This is a genomic window from Paracoccus thiocyanatus, from assembly GCF_900156255.1.
GTDB classification, from domain to species: domain Bacteria; phylum Pseudomonadota; class Alphaproteobacteria; order Rhodobacterales; family Rhodobacteraceae; genus Paracoccus; species Paracoccus thiocyanatus.
Genome location: NZ_FTMK01000001.1, coordinates 181849 through 201387, shown reverse-complemented (window position 1 = coordinate 201387; position 19539 = coordinate 181849). Strand labels below are relative to the sequence as shown.

Here is a 19539-nt window from a genome sequence, read left to right as displayed (position 1 = left end):
CGCTCAAGAATATCCAGACCCATGGGCCAAATCGCCCGCGAAAGGCCACCGATGACCGTTTCCAAAACCCCGCAGACCCGGTTCCGGGTGGCCCATCTGAACCCGCGCCAGCCGACCGACTTCGCCCTGGCACCCGATGACGCCGCGCGCGCGGCGCTGGCGGACGAACTGGGGCTGGATGCCCTGCCCCGGCTAGGCTTTACCGGCCAGATCCGGGCCGTCTCCAGCGATGCCTGGGAGGTGACGGGCACGCTTTGCGCCCGCGTCGTGCAGCCCTGCGTGGTGACGCTGGCCCCCGTCGCGACCGACTTGCAGGACATGGTGCATCGCATCTTCTCGCCCCATGTCGCCCCGCCCCAGGGCGACGAGGTCGAGATGCCCGACGATGCGCTTGAGCCGCTGGGCCAGTTCATCGACACCGAGGCGATCATGACAGAGGCGCTGGTGCTGGCCCTGCCGCTTTATCCGCGCGCCGAGGGCGCGGCGCTGGACGCCGCCGAACCCGCCCCCGACGAGCCGGCCCGCAAGCCGCTTGCCGGGCTGGCGGACCTGCTGAAACAGTCCAGGCACCGCCCCGACTAGGGCAGCCGCTGAAGCCGTTCCCAATCCGGCGCGATCTCTGGTCCCAGGTTCAGCGGCGCCAGCATGCCCTGGCCCAGGATGTGATCGGCGGCCTTTTCGCCGGTCATGATCGTGGGCGCGTTCAGGTTGCCGTTGGTGATGCGCGGAAAGACCGAACTGTCGGCGACGCGTAGCCCCTCGACCCCGATCACCCGCAATTCCGGGTCCACTACCGCCATCGGATCGTCGGCGCGGCCCATCCGCGCCGTGCCGCAGGGGTGAAATGCCGACTCGGCATGGTCGCGGATGAAGGCGTCGATCTGGTCGTCGCTCACCACCTCCTCGCCGGGCTGGATCTCGTGACCCTTGTATTCGGCAAAGGCCGGCTGCGCGAAGATTTCCCGCGTCAGGCGCACGCAGGCGCGGAACTCGGCCCAGTCGTCGGGATGCGACATGTAGTTGAAGCGGATCTCGGGCGCCGCCTTGGGATCGGCCGAGACCAGCCGCACCGTGCCGCGCGATTTCGACCGCATCGGCCCGACATGGACCTGAAAGCCGTGCCCTTCGGCCGCCGCCCGGCCGTCATAGCGCACCGCCAGCGGCAGGAAGTGATACTGGATATCAGGATATTCGACCCCCGCGGCCGAGCGGATGAACCCGCAGCTTTCGAACTGGTTGGACGCCCCCAGCCCCGTCCCCGTCGCCAGCCATTGCGCCCCGATCGAGCCCTTTCCCCAAAGGTTCCAGTGCTTGTAAAGCGTGACCGGCTTGGTCGCGGTATATTGCATATAGACTTCAAGATGATCCTGAAGATTCGCGCCGACGCCGGGCCGGTCGGCCCGGACCTCGATGCCGCGCTCGCGCAGATGATCCGCCGGGCCGATGCCAGACAGCATCAGAAGCTTAGGCGTATTGATCGAACTCGCCGAAAGGATCACCTCGTGCTTCGCCCGGAAGACATTGACGCCGCGGGTATTCCTGACCTCGACACCCACGGCGCGCCCGTCCTCGAAGACCACGCGCTGCGCCAAGCCGCGCCGCAGCCGCAGCCGCCCGGTTTCCAGCGCCGGGCGCAGATAGGCATTGGCGGCCGACCAGCGCCGCCCTTCCCAGATCGTCGCCTCCATGGCGCCGAACCCTTCCTGGCGCGCGCCGTTGTAATCCTCGGTCGTCGGATAGCCGGCCTGGCGCCCGGCGCGGATGAAGGCGTCGAACAGCGGATTGCTGCGCGAGCCGCGGGTGACATGCAAAGGCCCCTCGCTGCCGCGATAATCGCTGACCGCGCCATGCGAATTTTCCATGCGCTTGAAATAGGGCAGCACGTCGGCATAGGCCCAGCCGCTGGCGCCGCTTTCCGCCCAGAAGTCGAAATCCCTGGCGTGGCCGCGCACAAAGACCATGCCGTTGATCGAACTCGACCCGCCGATGACCTTGCCGCGCGGCGTGACCAGCCGCCGCCCGCCCAGATGCGGCTCGGGCTGGGAGGAAAAGCCCCAGTCATAGCGGCGCATGTTCATCGGATAGCTCAGCGCCGCCGGCATCTGGATAAAGGGCCCCATGTCGCTGCCGCCGTATTCGATGACCTCGACCCGCTTGCCGGCCATCACCAGCCGGTATGCCAGCGCGCAGCCGGCCGAGCCGGCGCCGACGATCACATAATCCGCGGTCACGCCTGCCTCCCCTGCACCGTCGTCGCGGCTTTCACCGTTTTCCAAATACCCACGCCCACCGCGCCACCGGCGCCATGCCGATCAATAGGGCGCATCGACCCCTCCCATGCCGACATAGACCGATTTCAACTGCGAATAATGCTCAATCGCCGCGGCCGAGTTCTCGCGCCCGATCCCCGACAGCTTGACGCCGCCAAAGGGCGCCTCGACCGGGGTCAGGTTATACGCGTTGATCCAGGTGGTGCCGGCCTGCAAGGCCGCAGCGACCCGGTGGCCGCGCGCCAGGTCGCGGGTGAACACCCCCGCCGCCAGCCCATAGGGCGTGGCATTGGCGCGGGCCACCGCCTCTGCTTCGGTGGCGAAACCCAGGACCGACATGACCGGGCCAAAGATTTCCTCGCGGGCGATCCACATGTCGTCCGTCACCCCGGCAAAGACCGTGGGCGGCACGAAGGTCCCCTCGCCCGGCCCGCCGCAGACCAGCCGCGCGCCCTCGGACTGGCCGCGTTCGATGGCGGCGCGGACCTTGCAAAGCTGCGCGGGGCTGATGATCGGGCCGTGCTGGGTCGCCTCGTCCAGCGGATCGCCGATCCGCACCGCGGCCAGCCGCTTTGCCAGCCGCTCCAGGAATGCCGGCAGGATGCCCTCCTGCACGAAGACCCGCGTCCCGTTCGAGCAGACCTGGCCCGAGGAATAGAAATTCGCCAGCACCGCCGCGCCGACCGCGTCCTCAAGGCTGGCGTCGTCAAAGACGATCAGCGGCGACTTGCCGCCCAGTTCCATGGTGACATGACGCATCCCCTCGGCGGCTGCGGCATAGACCTTTTGCCCGGTCGCGACCGAGCCGGTCAGCGAGACCTTGGCCACGCGCGGGTCCGTCGCCAGCGCCGCGCCGACCGCGCCCCCGCCCTGCACCACGTTGAAGATGCCCGGCGGCAGCCCGGCCTCGGTCAGGATTTCCGCCAGCTTCAGCGCGCCAAGCGGCGTTTCCTCGCTGGGCTTGAAGACCATGGCATTGCCCATGGCCAGCGCCGGCGCCGCCTTCCAGCAGGCGATCTGGCTGGGATAGTTCCAGGCGCCGATGCCGGCGCAGACCCCCAGCGCCTCGCGGATGGTATAGACGAAATCGCCGCCCAGCGGGATCGCTTGCCCGGTGACGGTGGGCGCCAGCCCGCCGAAATATTCCAGCGCCTCGGCGCCCGAGGGCCAGTCGGCCACCCGCGTTTCCTGGATCGGCTTGCCGGTATCCAGCGTCTCAAGCCGCGCCAGCTCCTCGGCGCGGTCGCGGATGATCTGCGCGGCGCGGATCAGCACCCGGCCGCGCTCGACCGGGCGCAACGCCGCCCAGGCGGGCTGCGCGGCCTGCGCAGCCGCCATGGCCTGCGCCACCTGCTTCGGCGTCGCCGCGCGCAGGGTGGCGATCACCGCACCGTCATAGGGATAATGCACCGGCAGCGCCTCGCCCTCGCCCTCGGCGAAGCGGCCGGCGATGTAAAGGCTCGCATCGGGTTGCGCGTCATGGCTCATGGCAGCACCTTCTCCAGATAGTCCAGCGTGGTCTGTTCGGCGACGGCGGCGTCAGCGGCCTCTGACAGCGCCGCGCGCACGTAAAGCCCGTCGATCAGCGCCCCCAGCGTGCGGGCGATGGCTTCCGCCGCCGGCCCGGTCAGCGGCCGCAGGGCCGCCAGCAGGTTCGAGGCCAGCCGGCGGTGATAGACCCGCAACAGCCGCGCCGCTTCCGGGTCGACCTGCGCCAGCGCATAGAAGTTCAGCCAGGCGGCGACGGTTTCCCGTTCGAAATTCGCGGCGTCGAAACTGGCGCGGACGATGGCGCGCAGCCGGTCGCGGGGCGCGACCGTTCCGCGCAGCGCCGCGCGGGTCGAATCGCCGTATTGCGTCAGGATGTGGCGCATCGCCGCCAGGAAGATCCGCTCTTTCGAGCCGAAATAGTGATGCGCCAGCGCCGAGGACATGCCCGCCTCGCGCGCGATCTGCGCCACGGTGACGTCCAGCGACCCGGCGCGGCCGATCGTGGCAATGGCGGCGTTGATTAATGCCGCTTTTCGGATAGGTTCAGCGCCAAGCTTGGGCATGACAGAATACCATGATGCAGTTTCGGTTGGAAAATTCGCGCAAGAGAGCCGCATCTGGCCGATCTTTGATTGACTCGTCAATCAATAAAAGCCTTAATTGGCTCACCGTCAACAAGACAAGGAGATAAAGATGACATTTCGCCGCACTACCGCAGCTCTTGCCGTCGGGCTGGTCGCCTCGCTCGCCTCGGCTGGCATGGCTGCGGCCCAAGAGCCGATGGAGTGCCGCAAGGTCGTCTTCTCGGATGTGGGCTGGACCGATATCAGCGCCACGACGGCACTGGCCACGACCGTGCTTCAGGCCCTGGGCTACCAGACCGAGATCAAGGTTCTTTCCGTGCCGGTGACCTATACCGCGATGTCCACCGACGATGTGGACGTGTTCCTGGGCAACTGGATGCCGACGATGGAGGCCGATCTGGCCCCCTATCGCGACGCCGGCACGGTCGAGGTGCTGCGCACCAACCTGACCGGCGCCAAATACACGCTGGCCACCAACAAGGCCGGGGCCGATCTGGGCATCGACGATTTCGCCAAGATCGTCCAGCACAAGGACGCGCTCGACGCCAAGATCTACGGCATCGAGCCGGGCAATGACGGCAACCGCCTGCTGCTGGAGATGGTGGCCGAGAACAAGTTCGACCTGGGCACCTTCGAGGTGGTGGAAAGCAGCGAACAGGGCATGCTGGCCCAGGTCGCCCGCGCCGACGGCGCAGGCAAGCCCATGGTCTTCCTGGGATGGGAGCCGCATCCGATGAACAGCCAGTTCCAGATGACCTACCTGGCCGGCGGCGACGATGTCTTTGGCCCCGATTTCGGCGGCGCGCGCGTCGATACCAACACCCGCGCCGGCTATGTCACATCCTGCCCGAATGTCGGCGCCTTCCTGCAAAACCTGGAATTCACCCTGCCCATGGAGAACGAGGTCATGGGCCGGATCCTGAACGACGGTGAACAGCCTTCGGACGCGGCGCTGGCCTGGCTGAAGGCCAATCCCGATGCCGCCAAGCCCTGGCTGGCCGGCGTGACCAGCGCCGATGGCGGCGATGCGCAGGCCGCGCTGGACAAGCTGCTGTCCGAATAAGCCCTGCCGGGCGCGGGGGGCCGCCCCCCGCGTGCGCGCGCCGCGTCGCCTTGTCCACGGGCGGCCGCATCCACCGACCGGACGGCCCGCCCAAGCCCTGCCCCGCCCTGCGGGCGCAGCGCCGCCGGGATCCGGTCCCTTCGCAAGGCAGAAAGAAGGGGACGCATGGACCAATTGACTGCATTCTTGACCGACAGGAAAATCCCGGTGGGCCGAACCGCCAAGGCGATTTTCGATTGGCTGAACGGCCATGCCGCGGTCGTCTTCAACTTCATCTCGGGGCTGATGGACGGGCTGATCGGCGCCATCCTGCGGATGCTGGAATTTCCGCATCCGCTGGTCTTTACCCTGCTGGCCGTGGCGCTGACCTGGGGCTTGCAGCGCAACTGGAAGACCTGCCTGCTGGTGGGGCTTGGCTTTCTTTTCATTCTGAACCAGGGCTACTGGGAAGAAACCATGCAATCGCTGACGCTGGTCCTTGCGGCCTGCGTGGTCTGCATGGCGATCGGCGTGCCGATCGGCATAGCCGCCGCGCATCGGCCGCGGCTTTACGCCTGGATGCGGCCGGTGCTGGACCTGATGCAGACGCTGCCGACCTTTGTCTATCTGATCCCGGCCATCGTCTTTTTCGGCATCGGCATGGTGCCCGGCCTGATCGCCACGGTGATCTTCGTGCTGCCGGCGCCGATCCGGCTGACACATCTGGGCATCTCGTCAACCCCGCAGGCCCTGGTCGAAGCCGCCACCGCCTTTGGCGCCACGCCGCGCCAGCTTCTGTGGAAAGTGGAACTGCCCAGTGCCACGCCGCAGATCATGGCGGGCCTGAACCAGACCATCATGCTGTCGCTGTCCATGGTGGTGATCGCGGCGCTGGTCGGTGCCTCGGGGCTGGGCGTGCCGGTGGTCCGCGCGCTCAACAGCGTGAACACGTCGCTCGGCTTTGAAAGCGGCATCATCATCGTGGTCGTGGCCATCATGCTTGACCGGATGCTGCGCGTAAGGGGGCGTAATGACTGACACCAGCCAAACCGCACGCAACGCGGTCGAATTCGACAAGGTGAACATCGTCTTCGGCGATGATCCCGACGCTGCCCTGCCGCTGATGGACCAGGGGCTGGAACGCGGCGCGATCAAGGCCGAGACCGGGCAGGTCCTGGGCGTCCACGACTGCTCGCTGGCAGTGCGCGAGGGCGAGATCCTGGTGCTGATGGGGCTTTCCGGCTCGGGCAAGTCCACGCTGTTGCGGGCGGTGAACGGGCTGAATTCGGTCTGCCGCGGCGAGGTGCGGATCTGGGACGGCGCGCGCATGGCCTCGGTCACCAAGGCCCGCGGCGCCCAGTTGCGGCGCCTGCGGCGCGAACATGTGGCGATGGTCTTCCAGCAATTCGGCCTGCTGCCCTGGCGCAGCGTGCGCGAAAACGTCGGGCTGGGGCTGGAACTGGCGGGCATCCCCCAGGCCGAACGGCGCCGCCGCGTCGACGAGCAACTGGCGACGGTGGGCCTGGCCGACTGGGCTGAGCGCAAGGTGGGCGACCTGTCGGGCGGGATGCAGCAGCGCGTGGGGCTGGCGCGCGCCTTTGCCACCCAGGCGCCGATCCTGTTGATGGACGAGCCATTCTCGGCGCTGGACCCGCTGATCCGCAACCGGCTGCAAGGCGAGTTGCTGGAATTGCAGGACCGCTTTCGCCGCACCATCATCTTCGTCAGCCACGACCTGGACGAAGCCTTCCGCATCGGAAACCGCATCGCGCTGATGGAGGGCGGCCGCATCGTCCAGATCGGCACCGCGCGCGAAATCATCGCCCACCCGGCGAATGCCTATGTCGAGGATTTCGTCGCCCATATGAACCCGCTGGCCGTGCTGCGCGCCGAAGACATGGCAGAGCCGGGCGAAGCCCTGGGCAGCCCCCTCGACCGGGCAACCCCGGTGCGCGACGTGATCCGCATGATGACCGAGGCGGGGGCCGAAGCCCTGCCCTTGCAGGGCGGCGGACAGGTCACGCGCCAGGGCATCCTGTCGCGCCTGGTGGTGCAGCCCGGCCAGGGCGGCGGCGCGGTCGAATATTAAGGCCGGGGGGACTTGGCGCGGCGATCCGCAAGCCGGGCGCTTGCGGGTGCCGGCACGGGCGGGGTGGCCGCGTGTTGCGCCAGCCCCGCCTCGCGCCAGGTGATGAAACTGATGGCGGCGATCATGACCGCGCCGCCGGCCAGCACCCAGGGGTCCACCGGCTCGGCAAAAACCAGGGCGCCAAGCAGGCTGGCCCAGACCAGTTGCAGAAAGGTGATGGGCTGCGTCACCGTCAGCGGCGCCGCGGCAAAAGCCCGCGTCATCGCGTAATGGCCGGCGGTGGCGAACAGCGCCGTGCAGGCCAGCACCGCGCATTGCCCCAGCGTCGGCGGCACCCAGACCAGCGCCGCGACCGGCGCCAGCCCGATGCAGACCGTCAGCGACATCATCGCCACCACGACCGAGGCCGGGACCAGTTCCGACAACCGCTTGGCCACCAGATAGGACAGCGCAAAGACCAGCGCCGCACTAAGCTGCGCCACATGGCCCGGCTCCAGCGCTCGGATGCCGGGACGCAGCACCATCATCGCCCCCGCCAGCGCCACGGCAATGGCAAGCGCCCGGCGCCAGGAAATCCGCTCTCCCATCAGCAGCGCCGCGCCTGCCGTCACCAGGATAGGGTTCAGAAAGCCGATGGCCGTCACCTCGGCCACGGTGATGCGCGCCATCGCATAGAACCACAGGATCACCGCCAGCAGGTGCAACCCGCCGCGCAATGCGAAAAGCCTCCAGACCGGCGCCGGAAATCCCCGCCGCAAGGCCGGCAGCAGCGCCGGGACCAGAAACAGCAGCCCAAAGGCAAATCGGATAAAGGCGCCCTCGGCGGCCGGCAGCGCCGTGCCCAGCCAGCGGACCGTGCCGTTCATGCCGACAAAGCAGATCCCCGTCGCCAGCATCCAAAGAATGCCCCGCAGGTCGCTGCGCGCGATGGGTCCGGTCCTGTCCATCGCCCAGCCATGCCCCGCCCGCGCCGCCGGCGCAAGGCTCAGCCGCCCAGCACCAGCCCCAGCGCGATCGACCACATCACCAGGCCGACCAACCCGTCCAGCACCCGCCAGGCCAGCGGTCGGGCGAAAAGCGGCGTCAGCCAGCGCGCGCCATATCCCAGCGCAAAGAAGAACAGCACCGAGCCCGAGACCGCGCCGGCCGCAAACACCCCCCGGCTCTCCCACCCGGCCGAGACCGAACCGATCAGCACCACCGTGTCCAGCCAGACATGCGGATTAAGCCAGGTCAGCCCCGCCAGAACCGCCAGCGTCGCGCCCAGCCCCGCCCCGCCGCCCGGCCCGGCCTGCAAGACCGCGCCACCCCGCCAGGCGGCGCGAAAGCTCCTGGCGCCATAGATCAGCAAAAAGCCCGCGCCGCCCCAGCGCATGACCCCCAGAAACCAGGGCGCAGCCGCAGCGACCGCGCCGGCGCCCATCACCCCCGCCGAAATCAGTATCGCATCCGAGATGGCGCAAAAGGCGCAGACCGCCAGCACATGCCGGCGCATCAGCCCCTGTTTCAGCACAAAGGCGTTCTGCGCGCCGATGGCGACGATCAGCGAAAGGGCGGTGCCAAGTCCGGCGAAATAGGCGTGCATGCGGCTCTCCTTCGCCGCCGTCTTGCCGCTGCGCCGGTGTTCAGGCAAATTCAAAATCATTATCCAGAGTAAGGTTGGCTTAATGCTGGACTATGCGGCCCTTGCGGCGCTTTCGGAAATCATCCGCCGCGGCAGCTTTGACGCGGCTGCGGCGGCGCTTGGCGTCACGCCCTCGGCCGTGTCGCAGCGCATCAAGGGGCTCGAAGAACGGCTGGGCCAGGTGCTGATCCATCGCGGCCCCCCGGCGCGGGGCACCGAGACCGGGTTGCGGCTGATGCAGCATCTTGACCAGGTGCGGCTTCTGGAACAAAGGCTTGACGCCAGCCTGCACCCGCCGGCGGTCCTGCGGCTGGCGGTCAATGCCGACAGCCTGGCCACCTGGTTTCCGGCGGCGATGACGGCGCTGCCGGTGCTTTACGACCTGGTGCTTGACGACCAGGACCATGCCCGCGACTGGCTGCGCCAGGGCCAGGTCTCGGCGGCGATTAGTTCCGATCCCCAGCCGGTGCCGGGCTGCGACGTCCTGGCCCTGGGGTCCATGCGCTATCTTGCCTTGGCCGCGCCCGATTTCCTGGCCCGGCACTTCGCCGCCGGCGTAACCGCGGCCAGCCTGCGCGCCGCGCCGGCGATCATCTTCAACGCCAAGGACGCGCTGCAATCGCAATGGGCGCAGATGGCCGCGGGCGAGCGTCTGCACCTGCCCGGCCACCGCATCCCGGCCTCGGAACCCTTTGCCCGCGCCGTGGAACTTGGCCTGGGCTGGGGCATGATCCCCGAAAGCATGGCGGCCCCGGCCCTGCGCCAGGGCCGGCTGCAACCGCTGGTCCCGGACCTGGCCCTGGACGTGGCGCTCCATTGGCATGTGCAGCGCGCCATGGCGCCCGCCATGGCCCCCCTGACCGCCGCGATCAGGAAAAGGGCCGCAGCAGAACTGCGACCCTGATTTCATCGTTTTCCAAATACTCCCGCCGGAGGCGGAAACTCAAAGCTGCGCCGCCACATCCTCGGGAATGTCGAAATTCCCGGTGACGTTCTGCACGTCGTCGTCCTCTTCCAGCGCGTCGATCAGCTTCATCAGCTTGGTGGCGGTTTCCAGGTCGATCTCGGTCGGGGCCTGCGGCTTCCAGATCAGCTTGGCATGTTCGGATTCGCCCAAGGCCGCTTCCAGGGCCGAGGAAACTTCGGCCAGGTCGCTGTCCGCAGTATAGATCCAGTGCCCGTCCTCGTCGCTTTCGACATCTTCGGCCCCGGCCTCGATCGCGGCCATCATCACCGTGTCGGCATCGCCGGCCGAGGCGGAATAGAAGATCTCGCCCTTGCGGTCGAACATGAAGCTGACCGAGCCGGTCTGCCCCAGGTCGCCGCCATATTTGGTGAAATAGCTGCGCACGTTCGACGCGGTGCGGTTGCGGTTGTCGGTCATCGCCTCGACGATGATGGCGATGCCGTTCGGGCCGTAGCCTTCATAGCGGATCTCGTCATAGCTTTCCGCGTCGCCGCCCTGCGATTTCTTGATGGCGCGGTCGATCACGTCCTTGGGCACCGAATTCGACTTGGCTTCCTTGACCGCCAGCCGCAGGCGCGGGTTCTTTTCGGGGTCTGGATCGCCCATCTTGGCGGCGACGGTGATTTCTTTGGCCAGTTTCGAAAACAGCTTCGAGCGCAGCTTGTCCTGCTTGCCCTTGCGATGCTGGATATTGGCCCATTTGGAATGGCCTGCCATGGTATGTCCCGGAATTTTGGATCTGTGCTGGGGCTTTTAGTCAGCCGCGGCCGGCGCTGCAAGCGTTACGCCCGATTCCCGCGGATCTGGGCCAGCACGTAAAGCCGCAAGGCGGTGGCCAGCCCCACCTCGGGCGGGCGGGCGGCGTCGATTGCGGCGATCAGCATGGCCGCGGTGCGCCCCTGCGCGCGGGCGATGTCGCGCAGCTCGCGCCAGAAGGCATCCTCCAGGCTGACCGAGGTGCGATGCCCCCCGATCGTGACCGAGCGCTTGACCGGCGCCGTCAGCGGCGGCAGCGACAGCGGCTCATTCATCGCCCGGCGCCCCATCCTCGCGGCGATGCCGGTCCAGGTGGCGGGCCAGCCGGTCGGCCGCTTGCTGCTCGGCCAGGCGCGCGGCCTTGCTGCGGCCGAACTTCGCCGCATTCTCGTCGCCCTGCTGGCGGCCGGCAGCGCGGGCGGCGGATTTGCGCGCCGCCCGCAGGTTGATGACCTTGCCTGGACCAGACCCGGCCAAGATCAGTCTTCCGGGCCGATCATCTGCTCGGGGCGGACGATGCGGTCGAAGGTCTCGCCATCCACGAAACCAAGCGCAATCGCCTCCTCGCGCAGCGTGGTGCCGTTCTTATGCGCGGTCTTGGCCACCTTGGTCGCATTGTCATAGCCGATGGTCGGCGCCAGCGCCGTCACCAGCATCAGCGATTCCTTCATCAGCTTCTCGATGCGGGGGATGTTCGCCTGGGTGCCGGCGACCATGTTGTCGGTGAACGACCCCGCCGCGTCGCCCAAAAGCTGCATGGATTGCAGCACGTTATAGGACATCATCGGGTTATAGACGTTCAGTTCGAAATGGCCCTGCGAGCCGGCAAAGCCCACCGCCGCGTCATTGCCCATGACATGGGCGCAGACCATGGTCAGCGCCTCGGCCTGGGTCGGGTTCACCTTGCCCGGCATGATCGAGGAACCGGGCTCGTTTTCCGGCAGAATCAATTCGCCCAGGCCCGAGCGCGGGCCCGAACCCAGCAGCCGCATGTCATTGGCGATCTTGAACAGGCTTGCCGCCACCGTCTTCAGCGCGCCCGAGAACATGACCATCGCGTCATGCGCCGCCAGCGCCTCGAACTTATTGGGCGCGGTGACGAAAGGCAGGCCGGTGATCTTGGCGATCTCGGCCGCGATGGCCGTATCCCAGCCCTTCTTGGTGTTCAGCCCGGTCCCGACCGCGGTGCCGCCCTGGGCCAGTTCGTAGATGTCGCCCAGGGTCAGCTTGACCCGCTCGATCCCCTTCTGGACCTGGTGGGCATAGCCGCCGAATTCCTGGCCCAGGGTCAGCGGCGTCGCGTCCTGGGTATGGGTGCGGCCGATCTTGATGATGTCCTTGAACTCTTCGGCCTTCGCCACCAGCGCCTTGTGCAGCTTTTCCAGCCCCGGCAGCAGCACGTCGCGGGCCTGCATGGCGATGGCGACATGCATGGCGGTCGGGAAGGTGTCGTTCGACGACTGCCCCATGTTCACATGATCGTTCGGATGCACCGGCTTTTTCGAGCCCATCTCGCCGCCCAGGATCTCGATGGCGCGGTTCGAGATCACCTCGTTGGCGTTCATGTTCGACTGCGTGCCGGATCCGGTCTGCCAGACCACCAGCGGGAAGTTGTCGTCGAACCGGCCCGCCATCACCTCGGCAGCCGCCTGCACCACGGCCTTGCCGATTTCCGGGTCCAGCTTGCCGGTCGCCATGTTGATCTCGGCCGCGGCCTGCTTGATCGCACCCAGCGCGCGGATGATCGGCACCGGCTGGCGTTCCCAGCCGATGGGGAAGTTCTGGATCGAGCGCTGGGTCTGCGCCCCCCAATACTTGTCGGCCGGCACTTCCAGCGGGCCGAAGCTGTCGGTCTCGGTGCGGGTGGTCTTGGTCATGGCATGCTCCCTCACGGTGTTGTGGGGCTTCTAGGCCCGATGGCGGGGATTCGCAATCGGCATGCCATGGTATGCGATCCGGCTCCCGCGCCTTACTTGCGCCATTTGTCCAAGCTGACGACCTCGGCGCCGCCGGCGGGACCGTCGTCATCGGGTTCGGGGGGCGCGCCCTCTTCCTCTTCGGGCTCTTCCTCATCCTCCCGCTCGTCGTGATTCTCGAAGCGCAGGCCGAACTCGACCGAGGGATCGACAAAGGTGCGCAGCGCATCGAAGGGAATGTAAAGCGGCTCGGGCGAATTGCCGAAATTCAGCGTGATGCGGAATCCCTCGTCAGTAATGGCCAGGTCGTCGAACCAGTGCTGGATGACGATGGTCATCTCCTCGGGATAGCGGTCGCGCAGCCAGTCGGCCATCTCGACCTCCGAATCGCGGGTATCGAAGGTGATGAAGAAATGATGCTCGCCCGGCAGCCCTTCGCGGGCCACCGTTTCCAGCACATCCGCGATCAGCCGCTGCATGGCCCGGTGCATCATTCCGCCGTAATCTATTCCGCGTGCCATGGCGTCCTCCGTCGTGATCGGGGGCCAGCATAGGGAATTGAGACGGCTTGAAAAGCCCCTAGCGCCGACCCTGGTCCGGGCCGCCGGCCGGCTTCTTCGTTGCCCAAATACCCAAGAAACCGCGCCATAAGCGCGGCTGGCAAAGCCTTGCAGGATTTTGGGGAAAGATGGCGCGGTTGACGGGGCTCGAACCCGCGACCCCCGGCGTGACAGGCCGGTACTCTAACCAACTGAGCTACAACCGCGCATTTTTTCTTCGTTAAGGTGGTGGTGGCGCGGTTGACGGGGCTCGAACCCGCGACCCCCGGCGTGACAGGCCGGTACTCTAACCAACTGAGCTACAACCGCGCAGACCACTTCCCCCGGATCGCCGTCCGGGGTGCGAGGGGGTTTACGCATGGCCGCGCATGGCGTCAAGGCCGATTGCGCAAAAAACGCAAGGGCGCCCCGAAAGGCGCCCCGCTGGTCCCAAATCGGTCGGAAATTTACTGCCGCACGGTCTTCTGGTCGAAATCCGGCAGCGCCTCCAACTCGGCCTTGGTGTAGTTGGTGGCGAAGAAGGTGTCGTTGCCGATGGTGATCAGGTGGATCGCATCGACGCCCAGCAGCACCTTCTTGGCGCCGATGCCCAGGAAGCCGCCGATATCGGCGATATAGCCCACGACCTGCCCCGAATCGTCCAGAACGATATCGTTCACCTTGGCGATGTCCTGCCATTCGGCGGGGCGCTCCTCGACCGCGGGATCGGTCCATTCGGTGGTCGAGGGCTGGTTGGTGGTCCAGATGCGCCGGCTGGTCAGCCAGCTCGACAGCACACCCGGATCGGCTTCCGAGATGGCGGGCGGGTTCACGTCGGGGGGCGTGACCGGCATCTCTTCGGCGGCGTCGGCTGCCGCGTCGGCTGCGTCATTGGCCGCGGCGGCGGCGTCCTCGGCGGCATTGGCGGCATCGTCGGCCGCGCCGCCGGCCGCGTCGGCCTCGGCCGCGGGGATCGCATCGCCGGGCGGGGCGTCGGGGGCAACGCCCATGCCGGCGGCGGCGCCCGTCGCCTCATTGGCCGCGTCGCTGGCCGCATCGGCGGCCTGGGCCGCATCCTCGGCCGCATCCGCGGCGGCGGCGCCGGATTCGTCGGCCGCGCGGTCCGCGGCCTCTTCCGCCTGTTCGGCCGCGGCATCCGCCGCCCCGGCGGCGTTTTCGGTCGTGCCTGCCGCACCCTCGACCTGCTCGGCCGGCAGCTCGGCCGGAGGGGTGGTTTCCGTCTGCGCCAGGGCAGGAACAGCCAGAGCCAGCGTGGTGGCGGCGATGACAAGAGGTTTCATGGACGATGTCCTTTCCGGTTGTCGTTATCGCGAACGGCAGCCGCCGTCGCATGACCGTCAAACGCCACTCTTTGCGGCTTCGTTCCCATGAAATGCCGCGCAATCAGTCACAAGGCGGAAAGCCGCCCGCGGCGCACCCCGCCTCAGCGCCGCCGCGGATGGCTGATCCGGCCGCCGCAGACCGGCCGCGGCGCGCCCGTGGTGCCCGGCCCCGATGTGGGCAGGCCGCGCAGCACCCGCACCGCCAACCAGCCGAACGCCTGCGCCTCAAGCATGTCGCCATCAAGCCCCGCCGCCTCGACCGGCGCCACGGTGCAGGGCAGCCGCTGCGCCAGCGCCGCCATCATCGCCGCGTTGTGGCGGCCGCCGCCGCAGACCAGCAGCAGGCCCGGCGCTTGCGGCAGCAGCGCCAGCCCCGCCGCCACCGCCGCCGCCGCCGCATGGGTCAGCGTGGCGGCGGCGTCGGCATCGGCCAAATGCGACACCTCCAGCGCCTGGGCAAAGGCGTCCCGGTCCAGCGATTTCGGCAAGGGCCGGCCGAAATGCGCGTGGCCCAGGAACCGGGCGATCACCGCCTCGTCCGGGCGGCCTTGCGCCGCCAGCCGCCCGCCTTCGTCCCGCGCCAGCCCGCGCCGGGCGCGCATCAGGTCGTTCACCGGCGCATTGGCCGGGCCGGTGTCAAAGGCGATGCAGGCGCCCGGCGCCTCGGGCGCGGCGGCGGCGGGATCGACCCAGGTCAGGTTCCCCACCCCGCCCAGGTTCAGAAAGGCGGCCGGCGCGCGCGGCAAAAGCCCCCGCCCCACCGCCCATTCCGCGCAGGCCCAATGGAAAAACGGCGCAAGCGGCGCGCCCTGGCCGCCCTGGCGCACGTCCTCGCTGCGGAAATCCCAGACCACCGGCCGGCCCAGCCGCCGCGCCAGCGCCGCGCCGCAGCCCGCCTGATGCGTGCCGCGCCCCCCCGGATCATGCGCCAGCGTCTGGCCGTGATAGCCGACCAGTTCCGCCTCGGGGAAACCTTCCGCCAGCGCGGCATGGGCGGCCACGGAAAGCGCCGCCGCCTCGGCCACGTCCGGCCCGCCCGGCCATTGCCCCAGCGCCGCGTGCAGCAGGCCCGATTCATTGCCGCCATAGGCGCGATAGGCGCTGCGGCCGAAACCGGCGATCCGCCGCCCGTCGGTCCTGATCATCGCCGCGTCCACCCCGTCCAGCGAGGTGCCCGACATCATCCCCAGCGCATGGATCATCCTGCTTTCCCTTCGGCCTTTCCCCCGGTATATCCGCGCCAGTCGAAAGGAAAAGCCCATGACCTACCGTGCCAAATCCGATTTTCTGAACGTGATGATCGAGCGTGGCTATCTGGCGGACTGCACCGACATGCAGGCGCTGGACGAGGCCCTGATCCAGGGTCCGGTGACGGCTTACATCGGCTATGACGCCACGGCGGCCAGCCTGCATGTCGGGCACCTGCTGAACATCATGATGCTGCGCTGGTTCCAGAAGACCGGGAACCGCCCGATCACCCTGATGGGCGGCGGCACCACCAAGGTCGGCGATCCCAGCTTCCGGTCCGAGGAACGCCCGCTGCTGACCCCCGACGCCATCCAAGCGAATATCGACGGCATGCAGCAGGTCTTTGCCCGCTACCTGGATTACGCCGGCGGCGGGGCGCTGATGCTCAACAATGCCGAATGGCTGGACGGGCTGAACTACCTGGACTTCCTGCGCGACATCGGCCGGCATTTCAGCGTGAACCGGATGCTGAGCTTTGAATCGGTCAAGTCGCGGCTGGACCGCGAACAATCGCTGTCCTTCCTTGAATTCAACTACATGATCCTGCAAGCCTATGACTTCCTGGAACTGCACCGGCGCTATGGCTGCCGGTTGCAGATGGGCGGCTCGGACCAATGGGGCAATATCGTCAACGGCATCGACCTGACCCGCCGGGTGCTGGATGCGGAAATCTGGGGACTGACCTCGCCCTTGCTGACCACCTCGGACGGGCGCAAGATGGGCAAGTCCGCGGGCGGCGCGGTCTGGCTGAACGGGGCGATGCTGTCGCCCTATGAATTCTGGCAGTTCTGGCGCAACAGCACCGACGCGGATGTGGGCCGGTTCCTCAAGCTTTACACCGAACTGCCGGTCGCGGAATGCGACCGCCTGGGCGCGCTTTCGGGATCCGAGATCAACGCGGCCAAGATCATCCTGGCCAATGAGGTCACGACGCTGTTGCACGGCGCCGAGGCCGCCAGCAGCGCCGAGGCCACCGCGCGCGAGGTCTTCGAGCAGGGCGGCGCCGGCGGCGACCTGGAGGTGGTGACCATCGGTGCCGGCGCCCTGCCCGTCTCGGTCGTGCAATTGCTGGCCCAGACCGGCATCACCGCCTCGGGGAAAGAGGCCAAGCGGCTGATCGCCGAAGGCGGGCTGCGGCTGAACAACCAAGCCGTCAGCGACCCGCAGCTTGCCGTGGACGCGGCGCTGATCGGGGACGGGCTGAAGGTCTCGGTCGGGAAGAAGAAGCACCGGATGCTGCGGCTGGGCTAAGCGCCCGGCGGGGCACGGCGTCTTTTCCCGCCGCTGTCCCGCCACGGGTCCGCCTGCCCGGCTTTCATCGTTTCCCAAATACTCACAGCCGCGGCGCGCCCAGGCGACCACGCCGCCTTGTCGGCCGGGAACGGCCCGGCCGCTTACCCGCCTTGCCACGCTTTCACGGCCTGCATCGGCCAGGCCAGCATCAGCACGTTCAGCGCCAGCCCGTCGCGGATCAGCCAGGTCGTCAAAGCCTCGAAACCGATGGCCAGCGCGACCGAGGCCCAGACCGGCAGCCGCGCCGCCAGCGCAAAGCCCAGCACCATCGCCAGGATGTCGGCCACCGAATTCACCACGCTGTCGCCATGATAGTCCAGCGAGATGGTCACGGCGCGATAGCGTTCGATGATCGCGTCGGAATTTTCGACGATCTCCCAGGCGGATTCGACCAGCGTCGCGATCGCCAGCCGCCAGCCGAACGGCAGGCGCCGCGCCATCAGCCACAGCGCGCCGTAAAACAGCAAGCCGTGGATGACATGCGACGGCGTATACCAGTCCGCCAGATGCTGCGAGTTTTCGGAACTCATCGTCTGGCCATGCCACAGCTTGACATAGCCGCAGGTGCAGATCGGCGCGCGCCCGAGCCACAGCAGCCAGGCCGCGGCGGCAAGGATGACCAGGAAGGCCGCCCAATAGGGCGTGGATCGGCGTTTGAAAATGCCAGGCGCTGAAATCATCCGTCCCGCCGCCTGTCGCGCCTAGCCCGCCCGCAGCGCCGCGGCCATCACCCGGTCCAGCGCTTGCAGGAACCGCGCCCGCTCTGCCTTGCCGAAACCGCCGCCCCGGCCCTGGTGGAACGGGTCGGCGGCGCGGATGTCCTGCATCAGGTCGCGCGTCGCCAGCCGCGGGCCGATATTGGAGGGGGTCAGCACCTCGCCGTCGGGCTGCACCACCTGCGCCTCGGCCTTGAGACAGCGGTCGGCAAGCGGCAGGTCGGTCGTCACCACCACGTCGCCTGGCCCGCAGCGCGCCGCGATCCATTGGTCGGCGGCATCCGGCCCCTCGGGGACGATCACCAGCGACACCAGCGGGTTGGCCGAGGGCCGCAAGCCCCCGTTGCAGACCAGCACCATCGGCAGGCGCAGGCGGGTGGCCACGCGCTCGGCCTCGGCTTTCACCGGGCAGGCATCGGCGTCGATGTAAAGCGTGGTCATGCGGGCTCCTGGATGAAAAAGCCCCGCGCGGGCGGGGCTTTCCCGATGGATCAGGCCGGGATCACTCTTGAACCGTGACTTTCAGCATGTAATCGGGCTCGACCACGGCGCCATTGGCGGCGGGATCGCCCTTCTTGACCGCGTTCAGCACGTCCCAGCCGTCGACCAACTGGCCGACGACGGTGTATTGCCCGTCCAGGAACTCGGCCGGGGCCAGGTCGATGAAGAACTGGCTGTTGGCGCTGTCCGGGTCCTGCGAACGCGCCATGCCGACGGTGCCGGCCTGGAAGCTGACATCGTTGAACTCGGCCTGAAGATCGGGCAGGTCCGAACCCCCCATCCCTGCCCGCGCGGTATCGCCGCCCTGCTTGCCGTATTCGACATCGCCGGTCTGGGCCATGAACCCGTCGATCACGCGGTGGAACACCACCCCGTCATAGCTGCCGGATTTCGCCAGCGTCACCAACCGTTCGACATGTTTCGGGGCCTTGTCGTTGTAAAGGTCCAGAACGATGCTGCCCTTGGCCGTGCCCTTGGCATCGGCCACCTCGATCACCAGGTTCGGACCCGGCCCGTCGGTGACGCCCGGCAGCCCCTGGGCCCCGGCCGCGCCGGCGCTCAGGATCAGGGCGGGAACCAGAAGCTTATTCCGCATCGGCCGCCACCTTCACCGAAAGCATGCGATCGGGATTGGCCGGCGGCTCGCCGCGGGCGATCTTGTCGACATGCTCCATGCCCTCGATCACCCGGCCGTAGACGGTGTATTGGCCGTTCAGGAAATGGTTGTCCTTGAAGTTGATGAAGAACTGGCTGTTGGCCGAGTTCGGGTTCATCGACCGCGCCGCCCCCAGCGTGCCGCGGTCATGCGGCAGGCGCGAGAACTCGGCCGGCAGATCCGGCAGGTCCGAGCCGCCGGTGCCGGCGCGCCCCGGATTGTAGTTGTTTTCCATATTCGCGTGTTCCACATCGCCGGTCTGGGCCATGAAACCCTCGATCACCCGGTGGAAGGCCACGTTGTCGTATTTCCCGGCACGGGCCAGTTCCTTCATGCGCTCGGCATGTTTCGGCGCCACGTCGGGCAGCAGTTCGATCACCACCGGGCCGTCCTTCAGCGCGATGATGACCGTGTTCTCGGGATCCTTGATCTCGGCCATGGGGGTCTCCTTCTGATGGCTTGGGCAAAGGCATAAGCATTTCGGCCCGTCCAGACAACGCCCGCC

22 protein-coding genes and 2 tRNA genes are annotated in these 19539 nt (G+C 67.7%); 6 read left to right on the top strand and 18 right to left on the bottom strand.

Annotated features, from left to right (window positions below; all coding sequences use genetic code 11):
* Nucleotides 1-51: 51 nt before the first annotated feature.
* Nucleotides 52-582, top strand: coding sequence for a YceD family protein (locus tag F3H32_RS00935; RefSeq protein ID WP_149763570.1), 531 nt, complete (start codon nt 52-54; stop codon nt 580-582).
* Here the strand turns inward: F3H32_RS00935 and betA are convergent.
* The 3 genes from betA to betI all read right to left on the bottom strand — a co-directional run bounded on the left by betA (nt 579) and on the right by betI (nt 4324).
* Nucleotides 579-2231: a choline dehydrogenase gene (gene betA / locus F3H32_RS00930; protein WP_149763568.1), complete on the bottom strand. Its 1653-nt coding sequence runs from the start codon at nt 2229-2231 to the stop codon at nt 579-581. The two genes, F3H32_RS00935 and betA, sit on opposite strands and share 4 nt — an antisense overlap.
* An 81-nt stretch (nt 2232-2312) precedes the next feature.
* A complete protein-coding gene (gene betB / locus F3H32_RS00925) occupies nt 2313-3758 on the bottom strand; it encodes a betaine-aldehyde dehydrogenase (RefSeq protein WP_149763566.1) in 1446 nt (481 codons plus the stop codon).
* Entirely contained in the window at nt 3755-4324 is a 570-nt protein-coding gene (betI, locus tag F3H32_RS00920; protein ID WP_149763564.1) for a transcriptional regulator BetI, read from the bottom strand. Before betI ends, betB begins: the two co-directional genes overlap by 4 nt.
* 130 nt (nt 4325-4454) lie before the next feature.
* On the opposite strand from betI, the gene choX reads away from it, so the two are divergent.
* The 3 genes from choX to choV all read left to right on the top strand — a co-directional run bounded on the left by choX (nt 4455) and on the right by choV (nt 7476).
* A complete protein-coding gene (gene choX, locus F3H32_RS00915; RefSeq protein WP_149763562.1) occupies nt 4455-5408 on the top strand; it encodes a choline ABC transporter substrate-binding protein in 954 nt (317 codons plus the stop codon).
* A 165-nt stretch (nt 5409-5573) separates the two neighbouring features.
* The gene (gene choW, locus F3H32_RS00910; protein ID WP_149763560.1) at nt 5574-6425 is read left to right on the top strand and encodes a choline ABC transporter permease subunit; all 852 of its coding nucleotides are present in this window, start codon (nt 5574-5576) and stop codon (nt 6423-6425) included.
* Nucleotides 6418-7476, top strand: coding sequence for a choline ABC transporter ATP-binding protein (gene choV, locus F3H32_RS00905; protein WP_149763557.1), 1059 nt, complete (start codon nt 6418-6420; stop codon nt 7474-7476). Before choW ends, choV begins: the two co-directional genes overlap by 8 nt.
* On the opposite strand, the gene F3H32_RS00900 is transcribed toward choV, so the two are convergent.
* Together F3H32_RS00900 and F3H32_RS00895 are read right to left on the bottom strand one after the other, a co-directional pair.
* Nucleotides 7473-8423 carry a DMT family transporter gene (locus F3H32_RS00900; RefSeq protein WP_223191305.1) on the bottom strand — a complete coding sequence of 317 codons (951 nt, stop codon included), beginning with the start codon at nt 8421-8423 and terminating at the stop codon, nt 7473-7475. The genes choV and F3H32_RS00900 overlap by 4 nt on opposite strands.
* Before the next feature lie 38 nt (nt 8424-8461).
* Nucleotides 8462-9061, bottom strand: coding sequence for a LysE/ArgO family amino acid transporter (locus F3H32_RS00895; RefSeq protein ID WP_149763555.1), 600 nt, complete (start codon nt 9059-9061; stop codon nt 8462-8464).
* Nucleotides 9062-9143: 82 nt separating this feature from the next.
* Here F3H32_RS00895 and F3H32_RS00890 point away from each other — a divergent pair, with 82 nt between their 5' ends.
* On the top strand, nt 9144-10004 hold the full coding sequence (locus tag F3H32_RS00890; protein ID WP_149763553.1) for a LysR family transcriptional regulator ArgP: 861 nt from the start codon (nt 9144-9146) through the stop codon (nt 10002-10004).
* 39 nt (nt 10005-10043) lie between these two features.
* Here F3H32_RS00890 and F3H32_RS00885 read toward each other — a convergent pair whose 3' ends face one another.
* The 9 genes from F3H32_RS00885 to F3H32_RS00845 form a co-directional block, all read right to left on the bottom strand.
* Complete coding sequence (locus F3H32_RS00885) at nt 10044-10784, bottom strand: YebC/PmpR family DNA-binding transcriptional regulator (protein ID WP_115754530.1); 741 nt, start codon at nt 10782-10784, stop codon at nt 10044-10046.
* A 65-nt stretch (nt 10785-10849) separates the two neighbouring features.
* Complete coding sequence (locus F3H32_RS00880; RefSeq protein WP_149763551.1) at nt 10850-11098, bottom strand: ribbon-helix-helix domain-containing protein; 249 nt, start codon at nt 11096-11098, stop codon at nt 10850-10852.
* Nucleotides 11091-11300, bottom strand: a complete 210-nt coding sequence (locus F3H32_RS00875; protein ID WP_149763549.1) for a DUF4169 family protein — start codon at nt 11298-11300, stop codon at nt 11091-11093. The genes F3H32_RS00880 and F3H32_RS00875 overlap by 8 nt, the downstream gene beginning before the upstream one ends.
* A 2-nt stretch (nt 11301-11302) precedes the next feature.
* Complete coding sequence (gene fumC, locus F3H32_RS00870) at nt 11303-12700, bottom strand: class II fumarate hydratase (RefSeq protein WP_149763547.1); 1398 nt, start codon at nt 12698-12700, stop codon at nt 11303-11305.
* A 92-nt stretch (nt 12701-12792) separates the two neighbouring features.
* Complete coding sequence (locus F3H32_RS00865; protein ID WP_115754526.1) at nt 12793-13260, bottom strand: SspB family protein; 468 nt, start codon at nt 13258-13260, stop codon at nt 12793-12795.
* 168 nt (nt 13261-13428) lie between these two features.
* Nucleotides 13429-13505, bottom strand: a tRNA-Asp gene (locus F3H32_RS00860).
* Between the two features lie 26 nt (nt 13506-13531).
* Nucleotides 13532-13608: transfer RNA gene (locus F3H32_RS00855), tRNA-Asp, on the bottom strand.
* 137 nt (nt 13609-13745) lie between these two features.
* The gene (locus tag F3H32_RS00850) at nt 13746-14579 is read right to left on the bottom strand and encodes a PRC-barrel domain-containing protein (protein WP_149763545.1); all 834 of its coding nucleotides are present in this window, start codon (nt 14577-14579) and stop codon (nt 13746-13748) included.
* A 143-nt stretch (nt 14580-14722) separates the two neighbouring features.
* On the bottom strand, nt 14723-15823 hold the full coding sequence (locus tag F3H32_RS00845) for an anhydro-N-acetylmuramic acid kinase (protein WP_149763543.1): 1101 nt from the start codon (nt 15821-15823) through the stop codon (nt 14723-14725).
* 58 nt (nt 15824-15881) lie between these two features.
* Here F3H32_RS00845 and tyrS point away from each other — a divergent pair, with 58 nt between their 5' ends.
* Nucleotides 15882-17120: a tyrosine--tRNA ligase gene (gene tyrS, locus F3H32_RS00840; RefSeq protein WP_149763542.1), complete on the top strand. Its 1239-nt coding sequence runs from the start codon at nt 15882-15884 to the stop codon at nt 17118-17120.
* Nucleotides 17121-17263: 143 nt separating this feature from the next.
* Here the strand turns inward: tyrS and F3H32_RS00835 are convergent, their stop codons facing one another.
* The 4 genes from F3H32_RS00835 to F3H32_RS00820 all read right to left on the bottom strand — a co-directional run bounded on the left by F3H32_RS00835 (nt 17264) and on the right by F3H32_RS00820 (nt 19473).
* Nucleotides 17264-17842, bottom strand: a complete 579-nt coding sequence (locus F3H32_RS00835) for a DUF2585 domain-containing protein (RefSeq protein ID WP_149763540.1) — start codon at nt 17840-17842, stop codon at nt 17264-17266.
* A 21-nt stretch (nt 17843-17863) separates the two neighbouring features.
* Nucleotides 17864-18319, bottom strand: coding sequence for a YaiI/YqxD family protein (locus F3H32_RS00830; RefSeq protein ID WP_149763538.1), 456 nt, complete (start codon nt 18317-18319; stop codon nt 17864-17866).
* Between the two features lie 61 nt (nt 18320-18380).
* A complete protein-coding gene (locus F3H32_RS00825) occupies nt 18381-18974 on the bottom strand; it encodes a peptidylprolyl isomerase (RefSeq protein WP_149763536.1) in 594 nt (197 codons plus the stop codon).
* Complete coding sequence (locus F3H32_RS00820) at nt 18964-19473, bottom strand: peptidylprolyl isomerase (RefSeq protein ID WP_149763535.1); 510 nt, start codon at nt 19471-19473, stop codon at nt 18964-18966. The genes F3H32_RS00825 and F3H32_RS00820 overlap by 11 nt, the downstream gene beginning before the upstream one ends.
* Between the last annotated feature and the right edge of the window lie 66 nt (nt 19474-19539).

Coding starts and splice junctions, on each gene's coding strand:
- F3H32_RS00935 (WP_149763570.1), top strand. CDS start 52: ATGACCGTTTCCAAAACCCCGCAGACCCGGTTCCGGGTGGCCCATCTG.
- betB (WP_149763566.1), bottom strand. CDS start 3,758: ATGAGCCATGACGCGCAACCCGATGCGAGCCTTTACATCGCCGGCCGC.
- betI (WP_149763564.1), bottom strand. CDS start 4,324: ATGCCCAAGCTTGGCGCTGAACCTATCCGAAAAGCGGCATTAATCAAC.
- choX (WP_149763562.1), top strand. CDS start 4,455: ATGACATTTCGCCGCACTACCGCAGCTCTTGCCGTCGGGCTGGTCGCC.
- choW (WP_149763560.1), top strand. CDS start 5,574: ATGGACCAATTGACTGCATTCTTGACCGACAGGAAAATCCCGGTGGGC.
- choV (WP_149763557.1), top strand. CDS start 6,418: ATGACTGACACCAGCCAAACCGCACGCAACGCGGTCGAATTCGACAAG.
- F3H32_RS00900 (WP_223191305.1), bottom strand. CDS start 8,423: ATGGACAGGACCGGACCCATCGCGCGCAGCGACCTGCGGGGCATTCTT.
- F3H32_RS00895 (WP_149763555.1), bottom strand. CDS start 9,061: ATGCACGCCTATTTCGCCGGACTTGGCACCGCCCTTTCGCTGATCGTC.
- F3H32_RS00890 (WP_149763553.1), top strand. CDS start 9,144: ATGCTGGACTATGCGGCCCTTGCGGCGCTTTCGGAAATCATCCGCCGC.
- F3H32_RS00885 (WP_115754530.1), bottom strand. CDS start 10,784: ATGGCAGGCCATTCCAAATGGGCCAATATCCAGCATCGCAAGGGCAAG.
- F3H32_RS00880 (WP_149763551.1), bottom strand. CDS start 11,098: ATGAATGAGCCGCTGTCGCTGCCGCCGCTGACGGCGCCGGTCAAGCGC.
- fumC (WP_149763547.1), bottom strand. CDS start 12,700: ATGACCAAGACCACCCGCACCGAGACCGACAGCTTCGGCCCGCTGGAA.
- F3H32_RS00865 (WP_115754526.1), bottom strand. CDS start 13,260: ATGGCACGCGGAATAGATTACGGCGGAATGATGCACCGGGCCATGCAG.
- F3H32_RS00850 (WP_149763545.1), bottom strand. CDS start 14,579: ATGAAACCTCTTGTCATCGCCGCCACCACGCTGGCTCTGGCTGTTCCT.
- F3H32_RS00845 (WP_149763543.1), bottom strand. CDS start 15,823: ATGATCCATGCGCTGGGGATGATGTCGGGCACCTCGCTGGACGGGGTG.
- tyrS (WP_149763542.1), top strand. CDS start 15,882: ATGACCTACCGTGCCAAATCCGATTTTCTGAACGTGATGATCGAGCGT.
- F3H32_RS00835 (WP_149763540.1), bottom strand. CDS start 17,842: ATGATTTCAGCGCCTGGCATTTTCAAACGCCGATCCACGCCCTATTGG.
- F3H32_RS00830 (WP_149763538.1), bottom strand. CDS start 18,319: ATGACCACGCTTTACATCGACGCCGATGCCTGCCCGGTGAAAGCCGAG.
- F3H32_RS00825 (WP_149763536.1), bottom strand. CDS start 18,974: ATGCGGAATAAGCTTCTGGTTCCCGCCCTGATCCTGAGCGCCGGCGCG.
- F3H32_RS00820 (WP_149763535.1), bottom strand. CDS start 19,473: ATGGCCGAGATCAAGGATCCCGAGAACACGGTCATCATCGCGCTGAAG.